This window comes from Neobacillus sp. 204 (assembly GCF_046562815.1).
Classification (GTDB): domain Bacteria; phylum Bacillota; class Bacilli; order Bacillales; family Cytobacillaceae; genus Neobacillus.
This window is the reverse complement of the sequence record NZ_JBJORY010000008.1, coordinates 14,982-41,116: the sequence shown is the minus strand read 5'-3', so window position 1 is coordinate 41,116 and position 26,135 is coordinate 14,982. Positions and strand designations below refer to the sequence as shown.

The window sequence follows — 26,135 nt, the reverse complement described above, 5'->3', positions numbered from 1 at the left end:
TACAATCCTTAATCACTAACAGTTGAGGATTTTTAATTGAACAATACCAGTTAATATCAGCTTTTTGTTTATTCAAGAAAAGGGCGCGATTGTGAAAAAAAATCGATGAACAAAATTTTAAAAACAGTAGCTCTATCCCTCAATCAAATATTACGAAATCCCTCCTGAACCTTTTACATCTCAGGAGGATTTTTCATAATAAACCATTTCGGGGGGATATGCAAAAATACCCGTAAAGAGGATACACCCGATTACGATCTCCTGGCCGATCTTCTGGTTCAGGCTTCAAGCACTCTGTAGCAAAGTAGGGGAATAGTTCCCTTCAAAAAACAAGGAGGATTTTCATGGATAACAATCTGAATCAATCGTTCGAAATTGCATTTACGCGTGTATTCGATGCCCCTCGCGAACTCGTATTTAAAGCATGGACAGAGCTCGGGCATTTCGCGAAATGGTGGGGACCAAAGGGGTTCACCCTCGAAGTCGTTAAAATGGACGCTCGATCAGGTGGCGAGTTTTTAGGTTTTCAGACGTCTCCTGACGGAAATCTGGTTATGTGGAGAAAATTTGCATACCAAGAGGTTGTCGAACCTGAGAAAGTGGCTTATATCCAATCCTTTTCCGATGAGCAAGGCAATACGGTCCGAGCGCCTTTTAGCGTGAGCTGGCCTCTTGAAATTATGAATATCATAACGCTACAAGATGACGAAGGTAAAACTGTTTTAAAACTGAAAGGTTGCCCTGTGAACGCTTCCGCTGAGGAACAAGAAACTTACAACGGTATGGCTCCAATGCTTCAACAAGATCTTGAGGGTACTTTCGATAAACTTGCCGACTACTTATCTCCCTGAATTAGAATGCGATAAAAAAGTTAATCGGCCAAAAAAACCTTAATCACTTTGAACATTACGTTTCAGCTGGGAATGTTTGTTCAATAAAACAGCAGCAGTGTAATCTATTGTGAAAATAATGGTAATTTGAAATAATTGTTATTAAAAGGCAGAAAAGTGAGGGGAATTTATAATGGATAATAGATACCCAATTGGACAATTCCATTGTCCTAATGAAGTACAAGAAAAAGATATTCAAATGTGGATTAAAGAAATGACTACATTACCTAGTCGTTTAACTGCATTAACTGTATCCCTTGATGAATTGAAACTAACAAAAACGTATAGAGAAAATAGCTGGAATGTACGTCAACTTATTCACCATATTATTGATAGTCATTTAAATGGTTATATGCGAATGAAATTAGCTTTGACAGAAGAAAATCCAGTGGTTAAAACGTATGAAGAAAGTGAATGGGCAAAGCTAATAGATTATGAGTTGCCTATTAAAGTTTCATTACAGTTATTAGAAAGTCTACATGAACGCTGGACATATTTACTTAAAAATCTAACAGCTACTCAATTACAGCGCACATATCAGTATCCTGATGGTAGTAAAATGAGAATTGAACAAAGTATTGCACTTTACGCATGGCATGGTAATCATCATTTGGCACATATTCAACAAGCTTTAAATAAATAACATTTGGATGCATTTCTTGAAATCAATAGCATGGTTATTCAAGAACGATATTCAATTAAAGGGCGCTTTTCAGGAATATGATTGGATTTTCTATAATCGTGCGCGATCATCTTATAAAGAATGCAAGTGTAACGTAAAAAATTGTTAGTATTCAATTAAATTTTTGTTAACGAACATACGTTCTGAAATATAAAGTATATTTATGGGTAATAATGGTTAGTGATTACTGCCACTGGAAATTACTTAAGCATTGTAAAAAATTAGAGATTAAGGAGCTGTTGAATGATGTCAATTAGTTTGAACCCGTATTTGATTTTTGACGGTAACACGAGAGAAGCGGTCCATTTTTACGAGAAAGCGCTTGGAGGGAAAGTTATAGGTGGTATCATGACGTTCGGAGATATGCCGGAAGACCCGAATTATCCGTTGACGGATGACATGAAGGATCGCGTTATGCATGCACACTTGAAAGTCGGCGACACGGATCTCATGTTCAGCGATACGTTCGCAGGCATGCCTTATCAGCCAGGCAATACGATTCAGATTGCCATCCATCCCAAAGAAGAGGCTAGAGCTAGAGAAATTTTCGCCGCTTTGGAAGACGGCGGACAAGTCATCATGCCCCTTCAGAAGACGGATTGGAGCCCATTGTACGGGCAAGTAAAGGACAAGTTCGGTGTTACTTTCCAAGTGAATGTCCCAGGAGAGCAACCGCAGTAATAGCAAAAAGACTTCTGCTCCACCAACAATCACAGCCTCCTGTTCCCGAATGGACAGGAGGCTTACTCAGTTGCAAATACAATGGTTGGGCTAATGAGTAAATTATACGAGGCCAAGTTTCTTCAACAATCGGGCCATTTAATGGAGTAAGTGTTGTTTTTTATAAAGTATGATAATTTATTACAAGGTTCGATTAATGATTGATGATATGTATTAAAGTTTGTTAAAAATAGAATGTTAAGAAAAATGGCAATGTGTTTCCTTTATATTAATGCAAAGTAGTAATAAAGTGAAAATCTCATTTAAGATATTGAAATTTGTGTTATAAAATATTATGAAATTAATTCACGTGTAAAAGACAGGTGATTTTTTCTTATGATTTAACACTTATTTTTCGTAATAACAATATAATCTTGTTAAGAAAGTCAGCAATGATATATTTGGCATTTCTGTAGAAAATAACATGAGGTGAGTAGATGGATGAACCATTGACCGATTTTCAAATTTCTTTGAAGAAAATTCAATTTTTATCTCCAAGAGTTAATCAAGGATTGCAATTTATCTTTGTTATTAACGGGGAATTAACGATTGAGATAGATAGTCGTTTTTATGTATTAAAAGAACAAGATTTGCTTCTCATTAATCGAAACCAACTTTTTCAAGCACAAGGAAATCAAACAAATTGTGTGTTACTGTTAAATATTTCAGATTCATTTATGGATCAATACTATTCAGAATATCGAAACAGTAGGTTTGATTGCTTTTCTCAAGAAATAGAAATGGGCAGAGAAATAATGCTCGATAAAATGAGAAAATTGCTTGTTGAATTAATGATTACATATAGTAGAAGAGATGAGAGCTATCAAATTGAAATGCAGGGATACATATGTGAAATATTGTTAATCCTGATTCGCCGGTTTAAGCAAAAAGGAAGCGCCATTGAAAAAATTGATACAAATGATTTTCGACTCACAAAAATGATTGAGTATATGGAAAGGAATTATCATCAAGTTATTACTTTAGAAGATATGGCGAAAAAATCCTATCTATCAACAGGTTATTTATCTCGGTATTTTAAGCAAAAGATGGGAATGGGGTTTAGTCGTTTTTTAATGAACATCAGGTTAAAGCATAGTGTGAAAGATTTACTATATACAAATGATACGATTTCACAAATTTCAATGAAAAATGGATTTGCGAATACAAAGTCCTTTACGAGTCTTTTTAAAGAAATGTACGGAGTTACACCTCATGTTTACCGTGAGAATCATTCAGAAGAACCAATTGATTCGTTTCAAAGCTATCATTTTGAAGATGCTGAAACATTAATTAATTCACCTGAAATTTTAGCTAAATTGGGAACCGTACTAACCAAACATGATCAATCATATAGTAATACGGAGTCACGTTTTGAAGAATTGCTGCTAGATGTTTCAAAACCAATCAATGCGAAAATATCTCGCCCTGATCATGTATTAATCATTAGAGAATTAAAAGAGCTGCTAAAAGAAGATGTAAGATCCCAAATGCTGATGGCAAAAGAAGAAATGCGTCTTAATTATGTAGGGATTAGCCATTTATTAAGTGGAGAAACGATTACAGCAGATGTTGAAACAGATGAAGAGATTGCAACAAGTTCACCTTACTTTAAATCAGATGTTGCCTTGAATTTTATGAAAAAGAATGGACTTTCTCTTTTTATCAGGATTGAATATCAAGAAATTTCCACAAATGAAGAAAATTATTTTCAAAAGCTTTATGGTTTTATGAAGCATTGTTTACAAGTATACGGAGCATCCTATTTAAATAAATGGCACTTTCTCTTTTATGAACCCTATTATACCGCTGTTGAAGCAAAGGAACTAAAACGCGTGTATTTTAAAATGTATAATTTACTAAAAAAACTTGTTCCAGACATTCATGTAGGTGTGTTTTTACCATTCTCCTTTAAAGATGAGAAAACCAATGATCCTCATAAATGGCTGTTAACGGAAGGCAATCATATAGATTTTATTGGCTATCATTCCAACCAGAATGACATCATTGATTTTCAGGAATTGAGTGATGACCGCTTTTTCTTGGCTAAAGATTATTTGAAAGAAAAAACGGCGAAAATTAAATCATATCTAAAAAAGCATCATATTGAGAAGCCGCTTCATCTGATCTCATGGAACACACTGTCTGGAAACACACGCTTTACCAACGGAACTTTTTTTCGTGCTGCATTAGTGTTGAAAAGTGTTTTGGATGTAGTGAATGAAGTAGAATCTATTGGCTTTTGGATTAACACTGCATTGCATGAAGGCGGGGGCAAAGGTCAGAGGATTCGTATTGAAGGCTTGGAATTATTTCATTATTTCAGTGGGAAACGGCCAGCATATTTTGCAATGGTGTTTGCTAAGAGACTGAACGGGACTGTAATTGCTCAAGGGTCAGATTATTTGATGACACAAAATGATCGAGGCTATCAGTTAGTGCTTATGAACTGTAATACTGTAAATCCTTACTATTCCATTGAGGAAGCTTTTCTTCAAAAGCTAAATAAAGAGATTCTAGTGAAAATCACTGGCCTAGAAGCAGGAGAGTATCAGATTCGGAAACATATTTTTGATAAAGATCACGGTGCTTTATATACGAAATGGTGGAATTTAAACAGTAGGCATGGAATGGATTTGGAAATTATTGATTACATCAATAGATCAAGCCATCCGGATTTAGAGATATTTGATGAAACGATCGCTAGTGAATGGTCTTTTTATTCCTATTTAACGATTAATGCGATTCATTTTTTTGATATTAGAAAAGCGATTATATGAAAAAGTCATTGTTGCGAGGAGGCTTCAATGGCTTTTTTGCATTTTAGTGAAAAGTTCTTTCGTATGGTTATTTACTTGCTAAGTTAAATATTAACCTACTTTTTTTGATATTAATCAACGTTAGTGAAATATTTTACTTTTTATAAGAGGAATATGCGCAAATAATGACTCACTATTTTTAGATAGCAGTCTTATAATTAACTTGTGGAAAACAGTTAGATGGCTATATGAAGATTCAGGAGGAAGGTAAACGAAAAAAGACGATATAAAAGTTTATCCCGAAATAGCGGTCAGTAAGATCCCCATCTCAAAGTTTCAACTGTTTATAACCGGCAATTTTATTTTTTGCGTATTAGTCGTAAATTATTAAACAAGAAGACGACAATAATATTAAACAATATTACAGTTGGTTTTATTGAATTATCAGGAGGTTTTAGTCGTGGAAACAAGTTATAAAGGTACAGATAAAATGATCATAGGAATTGTGTTTGGTGTTATTACATTCTGGCTATTTGCACAAGCAATGGTCAATGTGGTTCCAGCTGTTCAAGAAGATTTGGGTATTTCACTTGGAACGGTGAACATTGCCATTAGTTTAACGGCTTTGTTCTCAGGAATGTTTATCGTTGCTGCTGGTGGACTTGCCGATAAAATTGGGCGTAAAAAGATTGCTTATATTGGTTTTATTTTAAGTATAGTCGGTTCACTATGCCTTGTTTTAGCTCAAGGGTCTGCATTGCTGATAATTGGACGTATCATTCAAGGGCTTTCTGCTGCATGTATTATGCCCTCAACCATTGCATTAATGAAAGCTTATTTCGAAGGGAAAGATCGCCAGCGTGCACTAAGTTACTGGTCCATCGGTTCATGGGGCGGTTCGGGGATTGCATCTTTTGCCGGCGGTGCAATCGCAACATATATGGGATGGAGATGGATTTTTATCTTTTCTATCATCTTTGCAATAATTGGTATGTTTCTACTGAAAGAAACACCAGAAAGTAAACAAAAATCTACAGGTGCTTTTAAATTCGATTACACTGGCTTAGTTATTTTTATCATCACAATGATTGCTTTGAATGTATTTATTAATTACGGATCAGATTTTGGATGGACAAGCCCGCTTTCAATCGTCCTACTCATTGTCACAATCATCGGTTTGATTGTTTTCATCAAAGTTGAAAAAAGAAAAGATATCGTATTGATTGACTTTTCTGTATTTAAAAATAAGCCATATGCAGGTGCGACTATATCCAATTTCTTGCTAAATGCGATTGCTGGTACACTAGTTGTAGCCAACACGTATGTACAAGTAGGCCGTGGATTTAATTCATTCCAATCAGGTATGTTATCACTTGGTTATTTAGTAGCTGTGCTTGCGATGATTCGTGTCGGAGAGAAAATTTTGCAAAAAGTAGGCGCAAAATCACCAATGATCTGGGGTGCCTTGATTACGACAATAGGTGTGGCCGTGATGGGATTAACCTTCTTACCTGACCTTACTTATACAATTGTCGTCTTCATTGGCTTTGCACTATTTGGACTTGGACTTGGACTTTATGCGACCCCATCAACAGATACATCTGTATCTAATGCTCCTGCTGACAAAGTCGGTGAAGCAGCTGGGGTTTATAAAATGGCAAGCTCACTTGGCAGTGCATTCGGTGTCGCGATTTCAGCAGCGGTTTACGGTGCAATCGCTGCAAATGGAGATCTTGAATCAGCGGCTTCAGTAGGAATTATCGTAAACGTTATATTCGGTGTACTTTCAATATTATCTATTATCTTTTTGGTGCCAAGAGATGCTGGTAAAACATTTACTGCTCCTAAAAAATCACAGGCTGGAGGCCTTGTTACAGAATAATAAGCAGTCAGGAATGTAAAACGCCACACTTAGTGGTTTTTTGAAAAATATGGAAAGGATGACAAGATGATGAGAAGTATATTAATGGAAATGTTAGAATCTCGTAAGGATGAAATGATTGAAATTCGCAGATACCTACACGAAAATCCTGAACTTTCTTTTAAAGAAGAAAAAACAGCTCAATTTATTATTGATTTTTATAAAGGTAAGGACGTAGAAGTTCAATCGAATGTAGGTAATGGATACGGAATTATCGTGACAATTAAAGGTGGAAAACCTGGAAAAAACATTGGTTTGCGCGCTGATTTTGATGCACTCCCAATCGTCGAAGAAACAGATGTACCATTTAAATCAAAAAATGAAGGCGTTATGCATGCGTGTGGTCATGATGGTCATACAGCCTATTTGTTAGTTTTAGCGGATTGCCTAATTCAATTAAAAGATGAAATTCCAGGTACAATAAAAATTATTCATCAGCATGCGGAAGAAGTTCCTCCAGGCGGGGCAAAGAGTATTGTAGACTCCGGCATACTTGACGATTTAGATAATATATTTGGCATCCATCTGTTGCCAATGGCCCCAGCCGGAGTTGTTGGGTATCACGCTGGATATTCTTTTAACGGCAGGGCTTATATGAAATTAAAAATTCAAGGGAGAGGTGGACATGGTTCCTCACCACATCTAGCGAATGATGCCATTGTGGCTGGTGCTCATTTTGTTACAGCCGCTCAAACGATTATTAGCCGTCGATTAAGTCCTTTTGATATTGGTGTGATTACAATTGGTTCTTTTGATGGAAAAGGAACATTTAATGTAATTAAAGACAGCGTAGAGCTTGAAGGCGATATTCGTTATATGACTGTTGAAACAAAAGCAACAATTGAAAAAGAAGTTAAACGTCTTGTAAAAGGGCTTGAAGAAGAATTTGGTGTAACATGTGATCTAACCTATACGAATGATTATCCACCTTTATATAATGATCCTGAAATAACAGCAAAGGTTGCTGAGTTTCTCAAGAATGCTAAAGATAAAGATATTAAAGAAGTAAAGGAGTTTCCAGCAATGCCGCCATCTGAAGACTTTGCTTACTATGCTGAAAAATTCCCTTCTTGCTTCTTTTACATTGCTTGTACACCTAAAGGAGTAGAAAAACCTTATTTTAATCATAATCCTAAATTTGATATCGATGAAGATGCCCTTATCGTGGCAGCAAAGGCAGTAGGATATGTTGTTTGCGGTTATTATGAGTTAGATTAGGAAAAAGAATAGAATTGTTTGTAAGGTGTGGTATAGATGACCACATGCTTCGGTGTATTACGATTGAGTTTTTGACTTATGACAATAAATGGGACCATTGGGGAAAGGAGCGGGCGCTTTGACATGGGACATCCTTAACATCATTGGTACTCTTGCTTTCGCTATAAGTGGTGCCCTTATCGCAAGGGAAGAGGATTATGATATATTAGGAATTTACGTTTTAGGGTTTACGACAGCATTCGGAGGAGGTCTTGTTCGTAATCTATTAATTGGAATACCTATTGAAAACATTTGGAAGCAAGATTATTTATTTGAAATTGCCTTTTTGGCTATTACCATCGTTTTTATCTTGCCGAATAATTGGATTGACCATTTAAAAAAGTGTGTGGTATTTTTTGATGCTATTGGTTTGGCGGCATTCGCCATTCAAGGTGCAAACTATGCGGTTTCGATTGATGCACCATTTATTGCCGTAATCATAGCAGCTACCATGACAGGAGCCGGTGGTGGGATGATACGAGATGTATTTGCAGGTCGAAAACCAATGATTTTTCGTTCAGAAATTTATGCCTTATGGGCAGCATTTGCAGGTTTTACCATTGGTTTAGATTTGATACGTGGACCCTATGCCACAATTTTCCTCTTAATCGTAATCGTTTTCTTTAGGATATTATCAGTCTACTTTAAATGGAATTTACCACACAACATTCAAAATGATAATAAAAGGAGTTTGGATAGATAAAAAAAGCTTAGATTTGCAATGCAACATATGAGTATGTTAGGAGATATTCTTTGCCCTCGCTTTAAAACGATATTAATTTCATTACTAAGCATAGGAATGAATGGATATAGTCGTATTTAATTATAAGCGCAATATTAAAAATCCCTGTCGCCAGCATAACTTATAATGATCTTCTGCAATCGGACGCATTACTGGAACGACGGTAATGCTTTTTCTTCTTCAAGTAAAGGGGTAGTTAAATCAAAAAGTGTTAATATAAGGATTTAAGGAGGTTGTTTTTTTGGTAATCCAATCAAATATGTCTTCAAAGGCTATAAGCGAGGTATGGGAAGTAACATTTGAGGTTTTTCAAAGATACAATGTTCCAATTTCAGAAAAGACATTACAAGTATTAGTAAACGATAACAATCTTCATGTTTTAATAACTGAATTAAATAAAGTAGTAGGAAGCTCCAACACAACTTGCATAGAGGGTGGCTGACAAATGCCACCTAAGAAGGAGTAGGTTACTCCTTACAATAATTATCTACTGCATTTAAGAGGTAGAATTTCTTAGCGAAGAAGTTAGCCACTTTGGAAGAAAAATAATATATGATGCCTAAGGAGAGGATATCATGGAGTTAATAAAACATAACGATCAAGTGGCTGTGTCGTTCGTGCGCGCGGTCAAAACGGGCGACGTGGATGTATTACGTCGTTTTTTGAACGAGATTCCTGGCATGGCCTCAAAGAGAGCGATAGACAACAAAGGGGGGGTGCGTACTACTTTGCACGTAGTTACAGATTGGCCAGGATACTTCCCAAACGGCCCCGTAATTGTAAAAATGCTGATTGACGCAGGAGCAGATCCTAATGCCCCAGCTACAGGAGGAACCTTTTCGGAGACCCCATTGCACTGGGCGGCCAGCAGTGACGATGTGGATGTTGCTGCTGCGTTAATCGATGGTGGAGCCGACATTGAAGTGCTTGGTGGCTCCATCGCAGGTGGTATCCCTTTGGACAATGCAGTGGGTTATGGATGTTGGAACGTTGCGAGACTTTTGGTACAGCGGGGCGCGCGTGTGAACAAGCTTTGGCACGCAGCAGCTCTAGGGATAATGTCTCGCGTAGAGGAACTGATGGGCTCCAATCCGGCACCTACTGTGGATGACATTACCGAGGCTTTCTGGCAAGCGTGCAGTGGAGGCCAACGTCGTGTTGCCGAATATCTCCTCTCCAAAGGAGCCGACATAAATGGGGTCCCTGGTTACACTGATCAAACAGCACTTGATGCGGCGGGCAGTCTCGACACTCGGAGGGATACCTTGGTTGCCTGGTTGAAAAGCAAGGGCGCTAAGTCGTCGAAGCAGAGTTGAGCACCGACAAAAACATCATTCGAATAGACTTATAAGAGGTTTGTAAACTAAAATAGTATGCTTGTTAAACTAACCAGCTAATAGAAGCTTTGCTCTTCAATTAAAGTGCGCCTTTCTTGAATAAGAAGGGCGTTCTTTTTGAATCGGGCCAGATAATTGTAGAAGACCTACTGGGCTGGATAGTTTAAAATTATTTGTAGAAAATATGGGTAGGGGATTTTGGGGCTGTGAGTATTAAGAATGAAAAAAGTTAAAGTAGAATTACATCATTTTAGGGAGAATGATTGTATTGAAGATAAATAAACACAATGAGGAACTTTACATAGAAGAAAGTAGGGGGAAAACCTATGACAACTACCGTGCAATCAATCTATTATAATCAAGCACCTGAAACATTACAACGTGAGATTGCCATAATGCTACATCAGGTTTGGCCGGATGCTTGTCCTATGCCGGGGGCAAAGATTCTGGAAGCTCACGATAAAGAACTTAATGCACGCTCATTTTATTCCTACATAGATGGAAAGTTGGTCAGCTATGCAGGTGTGGTGCATAAGACTATCAAGCACAATGGACAAACATTCAATATTGGTGGACTTAGCAGTGTGGCTACAGATCCCGAGTATCATGGTCAAGGGTTGGGTTTACGTATAGTCGCTGCCGCTACTCAATGGATTGAAAAACAAAGAGACATAGATTTTGGGATATTCACGTGTAACCCATCTTTAACTTCTTTCTATACTCGTGCCGGTGCTTGGCCTGTCGTAACAGATGTGGTGCTCATTGGAAGTCGAGATGAGGATGCTTTATCTAGCGAATCCTTAGACGTTGTTGTTCTGATGCGTCTGTTTTCAGAAAAAGCCAAGGCCTATGAATCGATCTTGCGTCATACTACTATTAATCTTGATTTTCCAGTTGGGCAGTTTCTATAACAAACAGAGAAAGATTTTAAATAATATAGAGGGGGACGGCAATTGCATGGAGAGTGTAATCGACTTTCATGAAGACATTAAATCGAGCTTATGGTTGTAAAATAACTAAAAACAATGCCCTTTCATGTATGGATGACAATGGAAGGGCTTTTTGTTTAGACCATGTATATGGAAATAATAAATGAAATTTTGCAGGAAATGGGACATTTTTCTAGAAATATATCATAACTTGATGTAAATAGGAACTTAAGGTTGCTGGTGTATCATGGACTAATTTATTTCCTAAAGATATGAATAATGTCTGCACTAAAAAATCTATAGGTTGAGGTAATCTTATGGGTGAGGAAGATGTAAAGTTTCAAACACTCCATGACCATTATAAAGATACTTTTGCTTTACAAAGGGAATACTTGAAGTTAAGGGACCGATTATTCGTTTATACTTTGCTAGTTTTCGCGGCAATGTTTATTCTGACGATAATACCTGTTGATCCGTCAAAAGCTGTTTCAGACATTGTTAAGGAACAACTCAAAGTCACATTGAGTATTAATCGAGATGCAATTCACACTATGCTATGGTTTGTTTTATTGTGTTTGGTGGTCAGGTATTTTCAAATCAACATAGTTGTTGAACGACAATACAATTATATCCATAAGGTCGAGGGCGAGTTAAATTCATGTTACGATCCTCAAGGAGAAATGTTCACTAGAGAAGGAAAGTCATACCTAAACAATTTTAAACTGTTTAGTTCCTTAGCTGGTTATTTGTATATATTGGTTTTTCCGTTATTGCTGGTTATCTTAACAAGTTACAAAATAGTTTCGGAATTAATGACGAAACCATTCTTTGATTTAACTTTAGTGTTGGATATTGTTTTTTGTATATTGATTTTTGTTTATACCGTAGTTTATTCTTTTTCGATGCATTTCAAAAAAATGAAGAAATTATGGTTGAAAGTTAAAAGTATTTTGAAGATTTAATTATATTTGTTGGAGGAGTTATGACTCAAATGAAACCAAAAGTATTTATAGGATCTGCAAAAGAGTCCATTGAATATGTTAATGCGATTCATAATTCACTCGCTCATGTTGCTGAAGTAACTCCTTGGTCAGCGGGTGCATTTCGCCCGCTTGAATACAATATGGAAAATCTTGAACGACAATTAGATGAAAATGATTTTGCAGTATTTGTATTTTCACCCGATGACATTATAAATATTCGAGGCACCTTAACATTTACTACAAGGGACAATACTTTGTTTGAAATGGGGTTATTCTGGGGAAGGTTAAGAAGAGGACGAGTTTTTTACATTATTCCCAGAAATACACCTGAAAGTGAGGGTGCTAAAGGGTTTCGTCTACCTTCAGATTTGGAGGGTCTTGCTGTATTAAGGTACGAAATTCGAAGGGATAATAACTACGATGCTGCAGTAAATATTGCTTGTAGTTCGATTATAAGAAAAGTCGAAGAATTGGGCATCTTTCAGGATCCATCAAGGCTCTTAGCGGAAGCCCAAACAAACATGGATAAAGACTATGCCTTGATCCGTATACTAAGAACGCTATCTAAAAGGCTCTTAGTGGATCCAACAAAAAAGTTTGAACATCTACAAGAAGCTGTTAGGAACGCTTATCAAGCCCCAGGTTCATATTATGTTGAAGGAATAGGAGTTTGGCAAGCGGAGGGCAGCGAAGGTTTGAGACAGATTGCTGGAAATGATGGCAAAGGAAAATTTTACACATTTGATGTTAATGAAAATAGAGGATATTCAGATAGAATTATTGTAATTGATTGTTTTTTACAAAGTACTGAGCTGGTTTTACAAAAAAATAGTAATGCCTTTGATAATACCTATGTATTATGCTATCCTATAGGAAATCAGTTAGTTCTGACAGTTGCAATAACCGGAAGAAGGGTATTAAGTCAAGAACAGATTGACGATATATTTCTTAATAATTATAATCTTTTGAGTATAATAAATAATATTTTTGGAGGTGCTTCTTCATGAAAAGAACAGTGATATCGAAAGAAGAAAAAAATTCGTATAAACTTGGAGAAACTGTTACAGGTGTAAGAGCAGTTATTACCTCCAAACATGGAAAAGAAGAATCAGGAAAAGTTGTTTATAAACGAAAAGCAGATTATAGGGAAGACCCGTTTAAAAAACGGGCTTAAATAACATAGATTATCATTTTAAAGAGAGAGAAACTCTCTTTTTTTTGTATGTTAAAATATTTTGGTCATCCAATTTTCCTTCTTTCAGCACAGCCTGTAAGTTTTTTATTACTTGATGTGCATGCTCTGTAATACCACCTTCTACAACTTCTTCTGTTTTCTGATCAACCGGAATTTGCCCCGAAGTAAATAATTGAGTATCCAACTTTATTTTTATGATTGGTCCAATATAATCAAGAAGTGTTTATTAAGTGCTATAAAAATATTGATCAGTATTTATTCCTATTTTTAAATTAGAGGTACCGCCATAAAACCAACGCAAATACAATAAATGAAAAATAATAGTCTATTTTTCCAACAATAAGGAAATAATTAGTCATATTTATATATTCTTTAATTGACGCAATTTATTTGAGTTGGGATTAATAGGAGTGGTACCAATGAGGAAAATAAATAAATTGGCAGACTTATGTTGGGAGGGATTAACTTTAAAACACGTTTCTCACAAAGAAATTGTTATTCCTTATGTACTATTTTTTATCATTACATTAATTTTTGAGCTGTTTTTATCTTTTTTGTTTATCTTATCTTTTTTTCTATTCGGTACGTATGGATATAAACCTAATATTCAATACTATATGAGCGCTGTAATTTTGATTTTTATGTTAATTATTACTGTTCAATTACTAATTACAACAATGAAGGTAGATAAAAAAGAGGAAAAAATAAATTTCCCATGAATCCCATTTGATAAATGGATCATCACTCTTATAATTAACAGCCTGTGTTTTGTGCGTGTATGGGCGATTACCCAATAAATATCTAAATTCAATTATAAAGCGCAAAAAAGAGTTCAAAGGCTCTTAATTAGGTTAGCTCCATCTCGTTAAGCTGCAAGCAGCTGGAACGGATGGAGTTTTTCTTTTGGCAACTGCTTGCATTGAACCGGCGATTGCCAACCGGTGCTGATCCCTTCAGAATCCATTCGCCCCAGGGGTACTCCTGACAAGGGCATTACACCTATTGCTACAAAAAATACAAGAAACATAGAAAACAAGGACCGTTGTGTGTATAAACTGAGTTTGCCATGACCTAATCTAGTATCCATCCCACTCATCCTTTTTCGTATTCATATTATATGAATTTATCAGATACCAGTTTAATACAAACTGCTTTCTGATACAACGGACACCTGGTAGAAATAAAGTATGATAAGTATAAAGACAGATAGCGTAAAGTTCCGGTGCACTGTTACGAAAAGGGAAGGAATTGATAGAATCGTGTAAGTTAAAAAGAAGCCCATCTGATTTTGTGGAAAGATGGGTTATTTCCTGCGGAATTATCCTCCAGATCTCGACAAATTATATTCGTGCTTAGCTAGTAAAGTTCTTATAAATCAGTACTTGAGACTGTTTTAACCAAACGTTTGATTAGTATAGCTTAAGCGGTATTTAGTCGAAAGGCTGTCGTTGAATGCCTTTTAATTGAAGATATTTCTCCTAGTTAAGAAATTTAGAAATAGCCCATTTGAGTAGAGAAAGCAGGTAGAACTAGACGATAAATCAAAAACTGCACCTTCAAAAGCTAAAATTTTGTGGGATTCCCGTAAATAACACTTTTTACATTTATTTGATATCATTATCAGAATATTAACATTATACTATTTATTATGAAAATCACTTTTTTCTAAAATGAAATTGTGCGAATTATAAAACCCGAGACTATTAAACCGAAAAAAAAGAGTTTTAAAGGGGGGCTTTACCATTTATCTAACTGTGTCAAAGGCATTAAACATTCAATTGGTAGAACACTGTCAAGTAGTAGCGGGTGACCGAGGGTTAAGTCGTATAATCCGTACTGCTAGTATAATGGATACTCCTGATCTAACGATGTTAAAAAAGGGGGATTTCCTGCTTACAACAGGTTTTGTTTTTAAGGATAGTCCTGAAATGCAAAGAAAATTAATTCAGGAAATGGATAAACGGGAATGTTCCGGCTTAGCGATAAAAGTAAAGAGATTTTTGTCCTCTACACCTGAAGCAATGCTTAAAGAAGCTAATCGGCTTAATTTCCCATTGCTTGAGATTCCTTATGACTTAGCCCTATCAGACTTACTTATATGCATAACGCGAGAAATTTTTAATAGTGATAACTTCTTCAACGATCAACAGAGGAAAAAAGAGTTTTTTACCCAACTCCTTGAAGGTGAATATTCAAATCGTGATGATATGTTAAAACAGCTACAAGACTTCGGTCTGTTTTTTAAAAATTGTTATAATATTATGTATTGCGTGGTAAACAAACATGATCATTCTTCTACTTTTAATACAAACGCTTTTTATCAGTTAGTTAGTGATATCGAGGTAAAATGCAACTTGAAAATGGTAGTAGTAAAACTAGATCATTATATTATTATTGCTCAACCTCAAAAAAATATAGATCCTCCTATACTAAGGCTATTTGTTAAGCAAGCTGCTGCACTATTAGTAAAGCATTTTGAAGACCTTTTTCCAGGTAAAACGATAACGATTGGAATTGGAAAGATTAAACAAGATATTGTTGATATTTACTCAAGCTATAAGGAAGCAAAAGACGTCATTCAGTTGGGATTACATAAGAAATCTGAAGGTTCAAGCGAAATATATGACTATGCGGAAATGGAACCAGAGATTCTTCTTCAGCAGTTACCAGAATTAACTCTGACAAGTTATCTAACTTCAACGTTAGATCCTTTAATTCGATATGATCAAGAAAATGACACTAACCTGTTAAGAACATTGGAAGTATTTCTAATGTATAGAGGCAAAATTGAAGATACCGCCCGTTCACTCTTTCTTCATAGGAACACTGTAAAGTTTCGTATCAATAGGGTTGAGGAAATATTAAATATAGATTTAAGAGACGGAGAAGAATGGTTTAGGCTACAGTTGGGATTAAAAGTTGCTAGATTGTTAGTTAAATCGTAATATTGTTAGCGCTATCATGAGGCATTCAGAAGCACCAAGGTTTAAAAAATGGATTACATTGGCTCCCCTAACATTATGTTCAGTTAGGGGAGTTTTTAACTGTTTTAGATGATAAGTTCGATAAGGATAGCATACGGCTAGCCAAATTGAGCTGAAATAGAATGTTTCCATCGTTTAAATTAGTACTTAATAATTCTTTAATTTTAGAGAGTCGGAAATGGATTGTATTTCGGTGAACCCCTAATACACGGGCTGCTTCTACTGGACTGAGACATTTCTCTATGTAAACGTCTAACGTTTTGATCAAGTTAGAGTTTGTTTCTTTATCATATTCTATCAAAGGGCCTAATGTCGTTTTAATAAAGTTTTCTGTTACCTGTTGAGGTGTATGTTGAAGAACCACATAAGTTTGATAGGATGAGTAATCATAAATCGTTTGGTTTGGCGAAAGTTTACTTCCGATTTGAATGGCCTGACAGGCTTCATCATAACTTTGATAGAAATGTTGAATGCCTATTTTGTAAGTACCAATCCCAATATGGAAAGGGGACTCAAGGATTTCCTCTTTTATTTTAAAAGCAAATTGGAGAGGCAGAGACCCATCCAGTGAGCAAGAATCCTGCAATATGACAATAGTCATTCCTTCATATGCCCCTATAAAAGGTTGATAACCTAATTCTTTTCCAATTTCTTTTATTTTTTCAAAAAGATGAACAAGATCCATTTTAAACTTACTGTTAAAAAGAGAAGGTGTTATACATAAACATGCATATGCCTTTGTTGGGTTAAAACTGAATGTTCCCCCTTCTGTAAAAATAGCCTCTCCATTCTTTATTTCCCTATGGATGAGTTGTTTTATGAAAGCATTTTTTTTATCTTGATCGTTCTGTTGGCCCTGATACATAAATATTTGTCTAAGAATGGGACCGAGTAATTCAGAAATAGAAACATTATCAGGTATTGCAATTATTGGCAAATTTAGTTTGTTGGCTGTTTCTAACATCTCAGCTGGCAGGTTAGATACTTTTATCGCTAATCCAGCGCAATTGCGCTTGGCTAATTGTTCTACTAGTTCAACTAAGTTAAAACTATCATTAAACACATATCCGCTGGTTAATACTAATTCTCCTGGCTTTAACCAGGACATAACATCAGGAGCGTCAAAGCTGTTAACGGAGTTGATTTCACGAGAAAGTCCACGAGTGCCTGCAATTGCAGAGCAACGGTCCAATGGCGGTATAGATAAAGCCTCATGTACTGTTAAGCCCAAGATGTTCACCCTTTCCATATTTTAACTTCATTATCCATGGTGGATTGTTAAGTCGTCAACCATATTGGTTGTGCTCTGAGCATAAAAATAAATGAAAACTATTGTCTTTTTCATCTAATGACTGGGAATAACCCTCCATATAAAATAAGGTTAACAATCGATGTGTGACAAAAATGTGAACAAACAAATTTTTAAAAGAAAGGGGGGGTTTTTATTAGTCTTTTGATTGATGATCTAAACAAGCTGAACCAAGTTGACTTTATCGAAGAGCTTGGTTGGATATTTGAACACTCGCCATGGGTTGCCGAAAGGGCTTGGAGCTCTAGACCGTTTCGTTCTCTTGCACATTTGCAAAAGAGTATGGAAGACGTCGTTGAACAGGCTTCAGGCGAAGAAAAACTAGCTTTGCTCAGGAAGCATCCAGATTTAGCGGCTCGTGTGCAAATGGCAGATGCTTCCGTAAAGGAGCAGGCTGGTGCAGGTCTTGATGCACTAACGGAAGAGGAATACAAAGAATTTTTAGAGCTAAATGATTTGTATAAGGAAAAATTCGCTTTCCCTTTTATTTTGGCAGTAAAAGGCCATACCAAAGAATCGATCCGAAACGCTATGCAAACTCGGCTAAAGTTGTCTGAACGCAACGAATTAGAGGAAGCATTGAATCAAATTTATCGGATTGCCCAATTTCGTTTAGAAACTGTAATCAAAAATTAAAAGGAGATGTTCGGAATGAATAATCAGAATAATCAAAAAAGAACAATGTTTTATGGAAAAGGGGATGTATTTGTTTTCCGTACTTATGTAAAGCCTTTAACAGGATTAAAAGTGATTCCTGAGTCAAACTTTACGAGCAAGAATAATGTCATTTTTGGGATGAACGCACAAATTGCCCTAAAAGGCGATGCATTTTTAAGCTCTTTTACAGAAGGGGACAACAGCCTTGTCATCGCTACTGACTCCATGAAAAACTTCATGCTCAGACAAGCTGCGAGTTACGAAGGTTCCACTATGGAAGGCTTTTTAACATTTGTTTGCGAGCGCTTCCTTGACAAATACTCCCACATCGATGCTGTTAGAATTTCAGCTAATGAAGTACCTTTTGATTCCGTATTGGTCCCATCAGGTTCTACATTAGAGCACAGTGATGTTGTTTATAGAAAATCTCGTAACGAGTTTGCTACAGCAGCTGTTGAAGTTGAGCGGACGGCTACAGGAAGCAAAATTATCGAACAAACGAGCGGAATCTCTGAGGTACATCTTATTAAAGTAAAAGGAAGTTCATTCTATGGGTATATTCATGATGAATATACAACCTTGCCAGAAGCTTATGATCGACCACTATTTATCTATTTAAATATTGACTGGAAGTATTCCAATATCGTAGATGCTTTTGGAGCTGATCCAGAACGTTATGTTGCAGCAGAGCAAGTCCGCGATATTGCGCAGTCCGTATTCCATCAGTTAGACAACCGATCTATTCAACAATTAATCTATCATATTGGTTTAAGAGTTCTTGACCGTTTTCCACAATTGGTAGAAGTTCGCTTTGGTACAAACAACCGTACTTGGGAAACGATTGTTGAAAACATTCCAAACTCTGAGGGCAGTGTATTCACTGAGCCGCGCCCACCATATGGTTTCCAAGGATTCGCTGTGACACGTGAAGATCTTGAAAAGGAGAAGGCAACACCTAAATCCGCCTACACACAAGTATGAGTGGCCGTTTAACAACACATGTTTTAGATTTGTCAAAAGGGCTGCCAGCTAAAGAGATAAAGGTAGAGTTATGGCACATTGAAAGTGAAAGGAGCCGGAATCTACTAAAAACTGTGCATACGAATAGTGATGGCAGGGTTGATTCTCCACTTCTAGAAGGAGAGGAAGTAACCATTGGAGAATATGAACTTTTATTTTATGCAGGTGATTACCTTAAAGCTCAAGGTATTTCTATATCTAACCCTCCATTTTTAGATTGCGTCCCTATCCGTTTTGGTATTGCTGATTGCAATAGGCATTACCATATCCCTCTTCTTGTTGCACCAGGTGGATATAGTACTTATAGGGGGAGCTAGTAATCTAATACTTAAAAATAATTTCGTGAAGGAGATAATCGATATGATACAAGAACGACCAGGTGCTGTAACATTAGCAGGGAAGCCAGTCACCTTAATTGGAAGTGAAGTTCATGTTGGTGATAAAGCACCCGATTTTGAAGTGCTAGCAAATGATCGTTCAAAGGTCACTCTTGAAGATTCAAAGGGGAAGATCCGTCTTATTACGGTCGTACCCTCACTTGATACGGTAGTATGTGATGCACAAACGAGAAAGTTCAATGAAACTGTAAGCGTATTCGGAGAGGAGGTAGTTGCACTTACAATTAGTGTAGATCTTCCTTTTGCCCAAAGTAGGTGGTGTGGTGCAGCTGGAATTGAACGAATTCAAACTTTATCTGACCATTATGAGATGTCTTTTGGAAAGGCTTATGGCACGTATATTAAGGAAAATCGCTTAGAGTGCAGAGCAATATTTGTTGTTGATGAAAAAGATATAGTGACGTATGTGGAATACGTTTTAGAAGTGACAGCACATCCAAACTATGAAGCTGCTTTACATGCAGTGGGGTCTATTATTAAGAGTAAAAGATGAATAGGAGGTGCTTGGATGACAGATGAAAAGCTTTCGATTTGGAAACTTATATTACTAGGATTCCAACACGTATGTGTTATGTATGGAGGAGCAGTTGCAGTACCTTTAATTATTGCTCCAGCACTTGGATTAACTCAACAACAACTCGTTTATTTAATCTCATTTGACCTATTTGCTTGTGGAGTTGCTACTTTAATACAGGTTTTAGGGTTTAGGGGAGTTGGTATTCAATTGCCAGCTATGATGGCTGTTTCCTTTACTGTAGTGCAGCCGATTATTGCCATTGGAGAGATTCATAGTATCCAAGGAGTTTTTGGAGCGGTAATTGTTTCTGGGTTTATAGTAGCTACCTTAGCACAGTTTATAGGAAAGGTTCTTCCCTATTTCCCTCATTTAGTAACAGGATCAATCGTATTTATTATCGGTGTTTCACTTATGCCTATAGCGATGAGAAATGCAGCCGGGGGCTCGGGTGTAAAAGATTTTGGATCCATGACTAATTTGTCATTAGCGCTGGTGACATTACTATTATTCTTACTATTCAATACCTTTTTAAAAGGGTTCTTGAAAACGGTATCAGTATTGTTCGCTATGTTTATAGGCTCTGTAATTGCTTATCTCGAGGGAAAAGTAGATGCTTCTATATTAGGTACATCTGATTGGTTTACACCTATTGTGCCGTTTTACTTTGGATTGCCAACATTCCAGCTTTCTTCCATCATAACGATGACTGTTATAGCAACGATTATCATGATCGAAAGTATTGGGGTATTCCTTGCACTTGGAGAAGTTTGTAAAAGGGAGATTGGAGATCAGGAAGTGAAAAAAGGGTTGCGAGCAGAGGGATTAGCTGCTGTGTTTAGTGGGATTTTTAATTCCTTTAACCACTCTACATTTTCACAAAATGTAGGACTTGTTTTCTTGACTAAAGTTACGAATCGGTACGTTGTAGTAACTGGAGGGGTTATTCTATTAATCTTAGGATTATTACCTAAATTTGCTGCTATCGCTACCATGATTCCAGCACCTGTTCTAGGCGGGGCAATGGTTCCAATGTTTGGCATGTTAATTGCAGCTTCTATAAAAATCATCGCCAAATCTGATTTAAGCAAGCCTACAAATCAGTTAGTCATTGCAGTCGGTATTGGAACAGGGTTAGCTATAAAAGGAGTTCCGGAAGCTTTTGCAGCATTTCCTGACACTGCGAAAATGCTTGTAGGTAACGGGGTAGTTATGGGAACGCTTGTGTTATTCCTATTAAATCTTTTCCTTAACGGTAAAGGAGAGGAACATGATCAAAAAGAAGTTCTAGTGGACATCGATCCAGATATTAAATTAAATGCATAGTTTTAATTTTACGCTTATCAAGAAACGCCGTTGCTTATCAGGGAACATAAATAATATTATTAAAGTAAGCTACTAAAAACAAATACTAATGAGGTGAATCTATTGAGTACAAATCGTAATAATCTTACAACTAGCTGGGGTGCCCCGGTTGGGGACAACCAAAACTCTATGACAGCCGGTTCAAGAGGGCCAACATTAATCCAGGATGTTCATTTATTAGAAAAATTAGCTCACTTTAACCGTGAACGTGTTCCTGAGCGAGTTGTTCATGCCAAGGGTGCTGGAGCACATGGTTATTTCGAAGTAACTAATGATCTATCAAACTATACAAAAGCAAACTTTTTATCAGAGGTAGGAAAACGCACGCCAATGTTCATTCGTTTCTCTACCGTTGCCGGAGAGCTTGGCTCTGCTGATACAGTACGCGATCCACGGGGATTTGCCGTGAAGTTTTATACGGAAGAAGGAAACTATGACATTGTTGGGAATAACACGCCTATCTTCTTCATTCGCGATGCGATTAAATTCCCTGACTTTATTCATACACAAAAACGTCATCCACAAACACACTTAAAAGACCCTAATGCCATTTGGGATTTCTGGTCTTTATCGCCTGAGGCACTTCACCAGGTCACATACTTAATGGGTGACCGAGGTATCCCTGCCACACTGCGCCATATGAATGGTTATGGCAGCCATACATTCAAATGGGTAAATCAGGACGGTGATGGAGTATGGGTGAAATATCACTTTAAAGCAGATCAAGGTGTTACGAACATGGCTCCTGATGTGGCTGCAAAGATTGCTGGTGAAAACCCTGATTACCATACGGAAGATTTATTTAATGCCATTGAGAATGGTGATTTCCCATCCTGGACACTTCATGTTCAAATCATGCCGTTGGAGGATGCCGATACCTACCGCTTCGATCCATTTGATGTGACGAAAGTATGGTCTCATAAAGACTATCCATTAATTGAAGTAGGCCGTATGACGTTAAATAGAAACCCAGAAAACTATTTTGCTGAAGTAGAGCAAGCAACCTTCTCACCTGGAAACTTTGTACCTGGTATTGAAGCATCCCCGGATAAAATGCTTCAAGGCCGTATATTTGCCTATGCTGACGCCCACCGTTATCGTGTTGGCGTTCAACACAACCAACTGCCGATCAACAGGCCAAAGTCAGTGAACAACTACCAGCGTGATGGACAAATGCGATTCGATGGAAATGGCGGCCGCTCTGTTTATTACGAGCCGAACAGCCTTAATGGACCAACTGAAGCTCCAGAACATAAGCAAACTGCTTTCCCGATTACCGGTCTGGCAGAGGAAGTACCATATGATCATAATGATCATTACACACAAGCTGGCAACCTGTTCCGTCTCATGAGTGCAGAAGAGCAATCACGTTTGATTGCAACGGTTGTTGGGGCAATGAAACCAGTGGAGCGAGATGACATTAAGCTTCGCCAAATCGCGCATTTTTCTAAAGCAGATGCAGAGTATGGAAGACGTGTCGCTGAGGGACTTGGTTTATCTGTTCCACAAGAAGTTTAATCTGTTATTCTCATTTACTAGTGATTTAACATAACTACAAATATCCCCATAGAAAAGATCATCTTGATGATGATCTTTTCTACATCATAGTTTGAAAAATTAATAATGGAGGTGTTGAATATGAGTCAACATCGTTTAGAGGAAGGGGCGGACGTCTTAAAAAAGAATGGCATCAGGATGACACCCCAACGTGCTGCGATACTGGAATATTTAGCGAATTGTGAATCCCATCCAACGGCGGATGACATTTTTAAAGCATTAACAAATAAGTTGCCTAATATGACGAGTGCTACCATATATAATAATTTAAAATGTTTAAAAAAATTCGGCCTTATAAATGAACTCACTTTTGGCCCATTCTCAAGCCGTTATGAATGGAAAACCTCCTTTCATTACCATGTTACCTGTACATCATGCAGCAAAATAAGTGATTTTAACTACCCTAGTTTAAAAGAAGTAGAGCAATATGTTGAGAAAAAATTAGATTTTAAGGTAAGCCGACATCTCTTTGAGGTTCATGGAATCTGTTTAGACTGTAATTAAAAAATATCTTATGAAAGGAGTGGAAGAAGTGCACGTCATAGTTATCGGTTTAAATTATAAAACAGCATCCGTTGAGATCAGGGAACGTTTTGCTTTCAAGGAAGAGACTAAAGTGGAAGCAACTCAGATGTTGCTGAAGGCAAAAAGTATTCAAGAGTGTGTGATTGTTGGAACATGCAATCGGACTGAAGTCTACGCGGTAGTCGATCAATTACATGTTGGAAGACATTATGTAAAAAGCTTCCTTGCTGAATGGTTTCAAACAGATAAAAGCGAGTTTGTAGACTACTTATATATTAAAGAAAACAACGATGCCGTAAGACATTTATTTCGTGTTGCTTGTGGATTAGATTCAATGGTTCTAGGAGAGACCCAAATATTAGGACAAGTGAAAGATTCCTTTATTCAAAGTCAAATTCTTAAGTCGACAGGTACAGTATTTAATATGCTCTTTAAACAGGCTATAACACTAGCAAAACAGGCTCATTCCAAAACGGACATAGGGAAAAAGGCTGTATCAGTCAGTTATGCCGCTATCGAGCTTTGTAAAAAAATCTTTGGACATTTTTATAATAAGAAGGTTGTTATGATTGGTGCTGGAAAAGTGGGGGAACTGACAGCAAAACATCTTTATGAAAACGGAGTTACCACCATGATTGTGGTTAATCGAACGTATGAACGGGCAAGGAGCTTAGCTGATAAATTTAGTGGTAAAGCCTTACATGTAGAGCAACTTTCGTCAGCTCTAATCCAGTCTGATATCGTCATTAGTTCTGCAACAGTAGAAGACTACTTCATTACAAAACAAGAAATGGAAGTTATTACTCAAAAAAGAAACCAGCGTCCTCTATTTATAATTGATATTGCTGTTCCTAGGAGCATCGATCCCACCATTAACGATATAAATAATGTTTTCTTATATGATATTGACGATTTGGAAGGCATTGTCGAGAGTAATCTCCAGGGGCGAGCCCGAGAAGCTGAAAAAATCGAGTATATGATTAAACAAGAACTAGCTCATTTTAATTCGTGGTTAAACACCTTAGGGGTTTTTCCGGTCATTGCTGCATTACGTGAAAAGTCATTAGCGATACAGGAAGAGGCCTATCGTCATATAGAGAATAAATTACCGGATTTGACAGAAAGAGAACTGAAAATTATTCGAAAGTACTCTAAAACCATTGTGAATCAGATGCTTCATTATCCTCTAGTCAGGATGAAAGAAATGGTTGCTAATGGTAATCAGGACCATGTATTAGATCTTTTTATAAAAATATTTGCTGTAGAAGAAGAAATGGAAAAACAAAGTCGAATGAGACAACGAATTACTGAATCGGAAATAACGGATGTTCGTTATCCTGAACCAGACGGCAGGAAAATAGCTGTTCATTTCTAAACGATGCCACTATTATACATGTTAAGTTTAAAACTAGTTATGCGAGGTGTTATGATGAAAAAAATAGGGTTACTAGTTATGTCATATGGAACTCCGAATAACTTACATGAGGTGGAATCCTACTATACTCACATTCGTCATGGAAAAAAGCCTTCTGCAGATTTGTTAGAAGATTTAAAAAGGCGATATAGGGGGATAGGTGGAATTTCCCCACTTGCTAAAATAACGCGAAACCAAGCGAAGAAATTAGTTCTTAAACTAAATAATTGGTCTGAAACACATGAATTTGTTATGTATCTAGGATTTAAGCATACTGTTCCCTTTATTGAAGATGCCGTTCAGCAAATGAAGAATGATGGAATTGAAGAGACAATAAGTATTATCCTTAGCCCACATTATTCTATCTATAGTGTAAAAGCGTATAATGATCGTGCTAAAAATATGTCTAAAAAAATTAATGGTCCTGTGATCCATGCCATTAATTCTTGGTACGCCGAGCCTAAGTTTATTACTTTTTGGGCAAATCAAATAAAGAAAATTATGCTTTCGATAGATGATTTATCCCAGTCCATTGTTATCTTTTCTGCTCATAGTCTACCAGAAAGAATTCTATTAAATGGTGATCCCTATCCTGAACAGGTTGCTAAAACAGCCGAATTAATAGCTAATAAAGCCAATATTAAAAGTTTTTCAGTTGGTTGGCAAAGTGCAGGTAGGACTGAAGAACCTTGGCTTGGTCCAGATATACAAGAGCTCACGAGGGAACTATACAAACAACATGGTTATACATCTTTTATATACTGTCCTATCGGCTTTGTAGCCGAACATTTAGAGGTCTTATATGATAATGATTATGAATGTAAAGTAGTTACGGATGAGTTGGGCGTGAATTATTATCGTCCAAAGATGCCAAATGCAAATGATGAATTTATAGAAGGTCTTGCATCTGCTATTTCGAAAAAAGTCAGGGAAATTCAAAAAATGGTTCTGGTGCAAAAAGTTTAACACAATTACAAGTA

Annotated in this window: 27 protein-coding genes; 24 read left to right on the top strand and 3 right to left on the bottom strand. The window is 36.8% G+C overall.

Annotated elements, in window-relative coordinates:
- Positions 1 to 344: 344 nt before the first annotated feature.
- The 13 genes from ACJ004_RS17110 to ACJ004_RS17050 all read left to right on the top strand — a co-directional run bounded on the left by ACJ004_RS17110 (position 345) and on the right by ACJ004_RS17050 (position 13,391).
- A complete protein-coding gene (locus ACJ004_RS17110) occupies positions 345 to 851 on the top strand; it encodes an SRPBCC family protein (protein ID WP_410894364.1) in 507 nt (168 codons plus the stop codon).
- 172 nt (positions 852 to 1,023) lie between these two features.
- Positions 1,024 to 1,533 (top strand): YfiT family bacillithiol transferase, encoded by a 510-nt coding sequence (locus tag ACJ004_RS17105; RefSeq protein ID WP_410894363.1) that lies wholly within the window; start codon positions 1,024 to 1,026, stop codon positions 1,531 to 1,533.
- 285 nt (positions 1,534 to 1,818) lie between these two features.
- Complete coding sequence (locus tag ACJ004_RS17100) at positions 1,819 to 2,253, top strand: VOC family protein (RefSeq protein ID WP_410894362.1); 435 nt, start codon at positions 1,819 to 1,821, stop codon at positions 2,251 to 2,253.
- 476 nt (positions 2,254 to 2,729) lie between these two features.
- Positions 2,730 to 5,069, top strand: a complete 2,340-nt coding sequence (locus tag ACJ004_RS17095) for a helix-turn-helix domain-containing protein (protein ID WP_410894361.1) — start codon at positions 2,730 to 2,732, stop codon at positions 5,067 to 5,069.
- Positions 5,070 to 5,538: 469 nt separating this feature from the next.
- A complete protein-coding gene (locus tag ACJ004_RS17090; RefSeq protein WP_410894629.1) occupies positions 5,539 to 6,930 on the top strand; it encodes an MFS transporter in 1,392 nt (463 codons plus the stop codon).
- A 69-nt stretch (positions 6,931 to 6,999) separates the two neighbouring features.
- Positions 7,000 to 8,187 (top strand): amidohydrolase, encoded by a 1,188-nt coding sequence (locus tag ACJ004_RS17085; protein WP_410894360.1) that lies wholly within the window; start codon positions 7,000 to 7,002, stop codon positions 8,185 to 8,187.
- Between the two features lie 118 nt (positions 8,188 to 8,305).
- Positions 8,306 to 8,929, top strand: coding sequence for a trimeric intracellular cation channel family protein (locus tag ACJ004_RS17080; RefSeq protein ID WP_410894359.1), 624 nt, complete (start codon positions 8,306 to 8,308; stop codon positions 8,927 to 8,929).
- Positions 8,930 to 9,209: 280 nt separating this feature from the next.
- The gene (locus ACJ004_RS17075) at positions 9,210 to 9,410 is read left to right on the top strand and encodes a hypothetical protein (RefSeq protein ID WP_410894358.1); all 201 of its coding nucleotides are present in this window, start codon (positions 9,210 to 9,212) and stop codon (positions 9,408 to 9,410) included.
- 133 nt (positions 9,411 to 9,543) lie between these two features.
- Positions 9,544 to 10,284, top strand: a complete 741-nt coding sequence (locus tag ACJ004_RS17070) for an ankyrin repeat domain-containing protein (RefSeq protein WP_410894357.1) — start codon at positions 9,544 to 9,546, stop codon at positions 10,282 to 10,284.
- 347 nt (positions 10,285 to 10,631) lie between these two features.
- Positions 10,632 to 11,216 carry a GNAT family N-acetyltransferase gene (locus ACJ004_RS17065; protein WP_410894356.1) on the top strand — a complete coding sequence of 195 codons (585 nt, stop codon included), beginning with the start codon at positions 10,632 to 10,634 and terminating at the stop codon, positions 11,214 to 11,216.
- A 335-nt stretch (positions 11,217 to 11,551) separates the two neighbouring features.
- Positions 11,552 to 12,196 carry a hypothetical protein gene (locus ACJ004_RS17060; RefSeq protein ID WP_410894355.1) on the top strand — a complete coding sequence of 215 codons (645 nt, stop codon included), beginning with the start codon at positions 11,552 to 11,554 and terminating at the stop codon, positions 12,194 to 12,196.
- A gap of 29 nt (positions 12,197 to 12,225) precedes the next feature.
- Positions 12,226 to 13,224, top strand: coding sequence for a TIR domain-containing protein (locus ACJ004_RS17055; protein WP_410894354.1), 999 nt, complete (start codon positions 12,226 to 12,228; stop codon positions 13,222 to 13,224).
- The gene (locus ACJ004_RS17050) at positions 13,221 to 13,391 is read left to right on the top strand and encodes a hypothetical protein (RefSeq protein ID WP_335381920.1); all 171 of its coding nucleotides are present in this window, start codon (positions 13,221 to 13,223) and stop codon (positions 13,389 to 13,391) included. Before ACJ004_RS17055 ends, ACJ004_RS17050 begins: the two co-directional genes overlap by 4 nt.
- A gap of 13 nt (positions 13,392 to 13,404) precedes the next feature.
- Here ACJ004_RS17050 and ACJ004_RS17045 read toward each other — a convergent pair whose 3' ends face one another.
- Complete coding sequence (locus tag ACJ004_RS17045; protein ID WP_410894353.1) at positions 13,405 to 13,596, bottom strand: Rid family hydrolase; 192 nt, start codon at positions 13,594 to 13,596, stop codon at positions 13,405 to 13,407.
- A gap of 235 nt (positions 13,597 to 13,831) precedes the next feature.
- Between ACJ004_RS17045 and ACJ004_RS17040 the strand changes: the two genes are divergently transcribed.
- Complete coding sequence (locus ACJ004_RS17040; protein WP_410894352.1) at positions 13,832 to 14,131, top strand: hypothetical protein; 300 nt, start codon at positions 13,832 to 13,834, stop codon at positions 14,129 to 14,131.
- A gap of 146 nt (positions 14,132 to 14,277) precedes the next feature.
- Here the strand turns inward: ACJ004_RS17040 and ACJ004_RS17035 are convergent, their stop codons facing one another.
- Entirely contained in the window at positions 14,278 to 14,499 is a 222-nt protein-coding gene (locus tag ACJ004_RS17035; protein WP_410894351.1) for a hypothetical protein, read from the bottom strand.
- Positions 14,500 to 15,166: 667 nt separating this feature from the next.
- On the opposite strand from ACJ004_RS17035, the gene ACJ004_RS17030 reads away from it, so the two are divergent.
- Entirely contained in the window at positions 15,167 to 16,357 is a 1,191-nt protein-coding gene (locus tag ACJ004_RS17030) for a PucR family transcriptional regulator (protein WP_410894350.1), read from the top strand.
- 79 nt (positions 16,358 to 16,436) lie between these two features.
- Here the strand turns inward: ACJ004_RS17030 and ACJ004_RS17025 are convergent, their stop codons facing one another.
- Positions 16,437 to 17,627, bottom strand: a complete 1,191-nt coding sequence (locus ACJ004_RS17025; protein WP_410894349.1) for a PucR family transcriptional regulator — start codon at positions 17,625 to 17,627, stop codon at positions 16,437 to 16,439.
- Positions 17,628 to 17,849: 222 nt separating this feature from the next.
- On the opposite strand from ACJ004_RS17025, the gene uraD reads away from it, so the two are divergent.
- From uraD to hemH, 9 genes are all read left to right on the top strand, one after another.
- On the top strand, positions 17,850 to 18,341 hold the full coding sequence (uraD, locus tag ACJ004_RS17020; RefSeq protein WP_410894348.1) for a 2-oxo-4-hydroxy-4-carboxy-5-ureidoimidazoline decarboxylase: 492 nt from the start codon (positions 17,850 to 17,852) through the stop codon (positions 18,339 to 18,341).
- A 15-nt stretch (positions 18,342 to 18,356) separates the two neighbouring features.
- Positions 18,357 to 19,343 (top strand): factor-independent urate hydroxylase, encoded by a 987-nt coding sequence (pucL, locus tag ACJ004_RS17015; RefSeq protein WP_410894347.1) that lies wholly within the window; start codon positions 18,357 to 18,359, stop codon positions 19,341 to 19,343.
- Entirely contained in the window at positions 19,340 to 19,699 is a 360-nt protein-coding gene (gene uraH / locus ACJ004_RS17010; RefSeq protein ID WP_410894346.1) for a hydroxyisourate hydrolase, read from the top strand. The genes pucL and uraH overlap by 4 nt, the downstream gene beginning before the upstream one ends.
- 43 nt (positions 19,700 to 19,742) lie before the next feature.
- A complete protein-coding gene (tpx, locus tag ACJ004_RS17005; RefSeq protein ID WP_410894345.1) occupies positions 19,743 to 20,273 on the top strand; it encodes a thiol peroxidase in 531 nt (176 codons plus the stop codon).
- A gap of 15 nt (positions 20,274 to 20,288) precedes the next feature.
- Positions 20,289 to 21,620, top strand: coding sequence for a nucleobase:cation symporter-2 family protein (locus tag ACJ004_RS17000; RefSeq protein ID WP_410894344.1), 1,332 nt, complete (start codon positions 20,289 to 20,291; stop codon positions 21,618 to 21,620).
- Positions 21,621 to 21,722: 102 nt separating this feature from the next.
- Positions 21,723 to 23,177 (top strand): catalase KatA, encoded by a 1,455-nt coding sequence (gene katA, locus ACJ004_RS16995; RefSeq protein WP_410894343.1) that lies wholly within the window; start codon positions 21,723 to 21,725, stop codon positions 23,175 to 23,177.
- 120 nt (positions 23,178 to 23,297) lie between these two features.
- Positions 23,298 to 23,720 (top strand): Fur family transcriptional regulator, encoded by a 423-nt coding sequence (locus tag ACJ004_RS16990; protein WP_410894342.1) that lies wholly within the window; start codon positions 23,298 to 23,300, stop codon positions 23,718 to 23,720.
- Between the two features lie 28 nt (positions 23,721 to 23,748).
- A complete protein-coding gene (gene hemA / locus ACJ004_RS16985) occupies positions 23,749 to 25,116 on the top strand; it encodes a glutamyl-tRNA reductase (protein ID WP_410894341.1) in 1,368 nt (455 codons plus the stop codon).
- 51 nt (positions 25,117 to 25,167) lie between these two features.
- Entirely contained in the window at positions 25,168 to 26,121 is a 954-nt protein-coding gene (gene hemH / locus ACJ004_RS16980) for a ferrochelatase (RefSeq protein WP_410894628.1), read from the top strand.
- Positions 26,122 to 26,135 lie beyond the last annotated feature (14 nt).

What these genes read in the sequence shown, in the direction of transcription:
- ACJ004_RS17110 (WP_410894364.1), top strand. Translation starts at nt 345, where the DNA reads ATGGATAACAATCTGAATCAATCGTTCGAAATTGCATTTACGCGTGTA.
- ACJ004_RS17105 (WP_410894363.1), top strand. Translation starts at nt 1,024, where the DNA reads ATGGATAATAGATACCCAATTGGACAATTCCATTGTCCTAATGAAGTA.
- ACJ004_RS17100 (WP_410894362.1), top strand. Translation starts at nt 1,819, where the DNA reads ATGTCAATTAGTTTGAACCCGTATTTGATTTTTGACGGTAACACGAGA.
- ACJ004_RS17095 (WP_410894361.1), top strand. Translation starts at nt 2,730, where the DNA reads ATGGATGAACCATTGACCGATTTTCAAATTTCTTTGAAGAAAATTCAA.
- ACJ004_RS17090 (WP_410894629.1), top strand. Translation starts at nt 5,539, where the DNA reads ATGATCATAGGAATTGTGTTTGGTGTTATTACATTCTGGCTATTTGCA.
- ACJ004_RS17085 (WP_410894360.1), top strand. Translation starts at nt 7,000, where the DNA reads ATGAGAAGTATATTAATGGAAATGTTAGAATCTCGTAAGGATGAAATG.
- ACJ004_RS17070 (WP_410894357.1), top strand. Translation starts at nt 9,544, where the DNA reads ATGGAGTTAATAAAACATAACGATCAAGTGGCTGTGTCGTTCGTGCGC.
- ACJ004_RS17065 (WP_410894356.1), top strand. Translation starts at nt 10,632, where the DNA reads ATGACAACTACCGTGCAATCAATCTATTATAATCAAGCACCTGAAACA.
- ACJ004_RS17060 (WP_410894355.1), top strand. Translation starts at nt 11,552, where the DNA reads ATGGGTGAGGAAGATGTAAAGTTTCAAACACTCCATGACCATTATAAA.
- ACJ004_RS17055 (WP_410894354.1), top strand. Translation starts at nt 12,226, where the DNA reads ATGAAACCAAAAGTATTTATAGGATCTGCAAAAGAGTCCATTGAATAT.
- ACJ004_RS17050 (WP_335381920.1), top strand. Translation starts at nt 13,221, where the DNA reads ATGAAAAGAACAGTGATATCGAAAGAAGAAAAAAATTCGTATAAACTT.
- ACJ004_RS17040 (WP_410894352.1), top strand. Translation starts at nt 13,832, where the DNA reads ATGAGGAAAATAAATAAATTGGCAGACTTATGTTGGGAGGGATTAACT.
- ACJ004_RS17035 (WP_410894351.1), bottom strand. Translation starts at nt 14,499, where the DNA reads ATGGATACTAGATTAGGTCATGGCAAACTCAGTTTATACACACAACGG.
- pucL (WP_410894347.1), top strand. Translation starts at nt 18,357, where the DNA reads ATGAATAATCAGAATAATCAAAAAAGAACAATGTTTTATGGAAAAGGG.
- uraH (WP_410894346.1), top strand. Translation starts at nt 19,340, where the DNA reads ATGAGTGGCCGTTTAACAACACATGTTTTAGATTTGTCAAAAGGGCTG.
- tpx (WP_410894345.1), top strand. Translation starts at nt 19,743, where the DNA reads ATGATACAAGAACGACCAGGTGCTGTAACATTAGCAGGGAAGCCAGTC.
- ACJ004_RS17000 (WP_410894344.1), top strand. Translation starts at nt 20,289, where the DNA reads ATGACAGATGAAAAGCTTTCGATTTGGAAACTTATATTACTAGGATTC.
- ACJ004_RS16990 (WP_410894342.1), top strand. Translation starts at nt 23,298, where the DNA reads ATGAGTCAACATCGTTTAGAGGAAGGGGCGGACGTCTTAAAAAAGAAT.
- hemH (WP_410894628.1), top strand. Translation starts at nt 25,168, where the DNA reads ATGATGAAAAAAATAGGGTTACTAGTTATGTCATATGGAACTCCGAAT.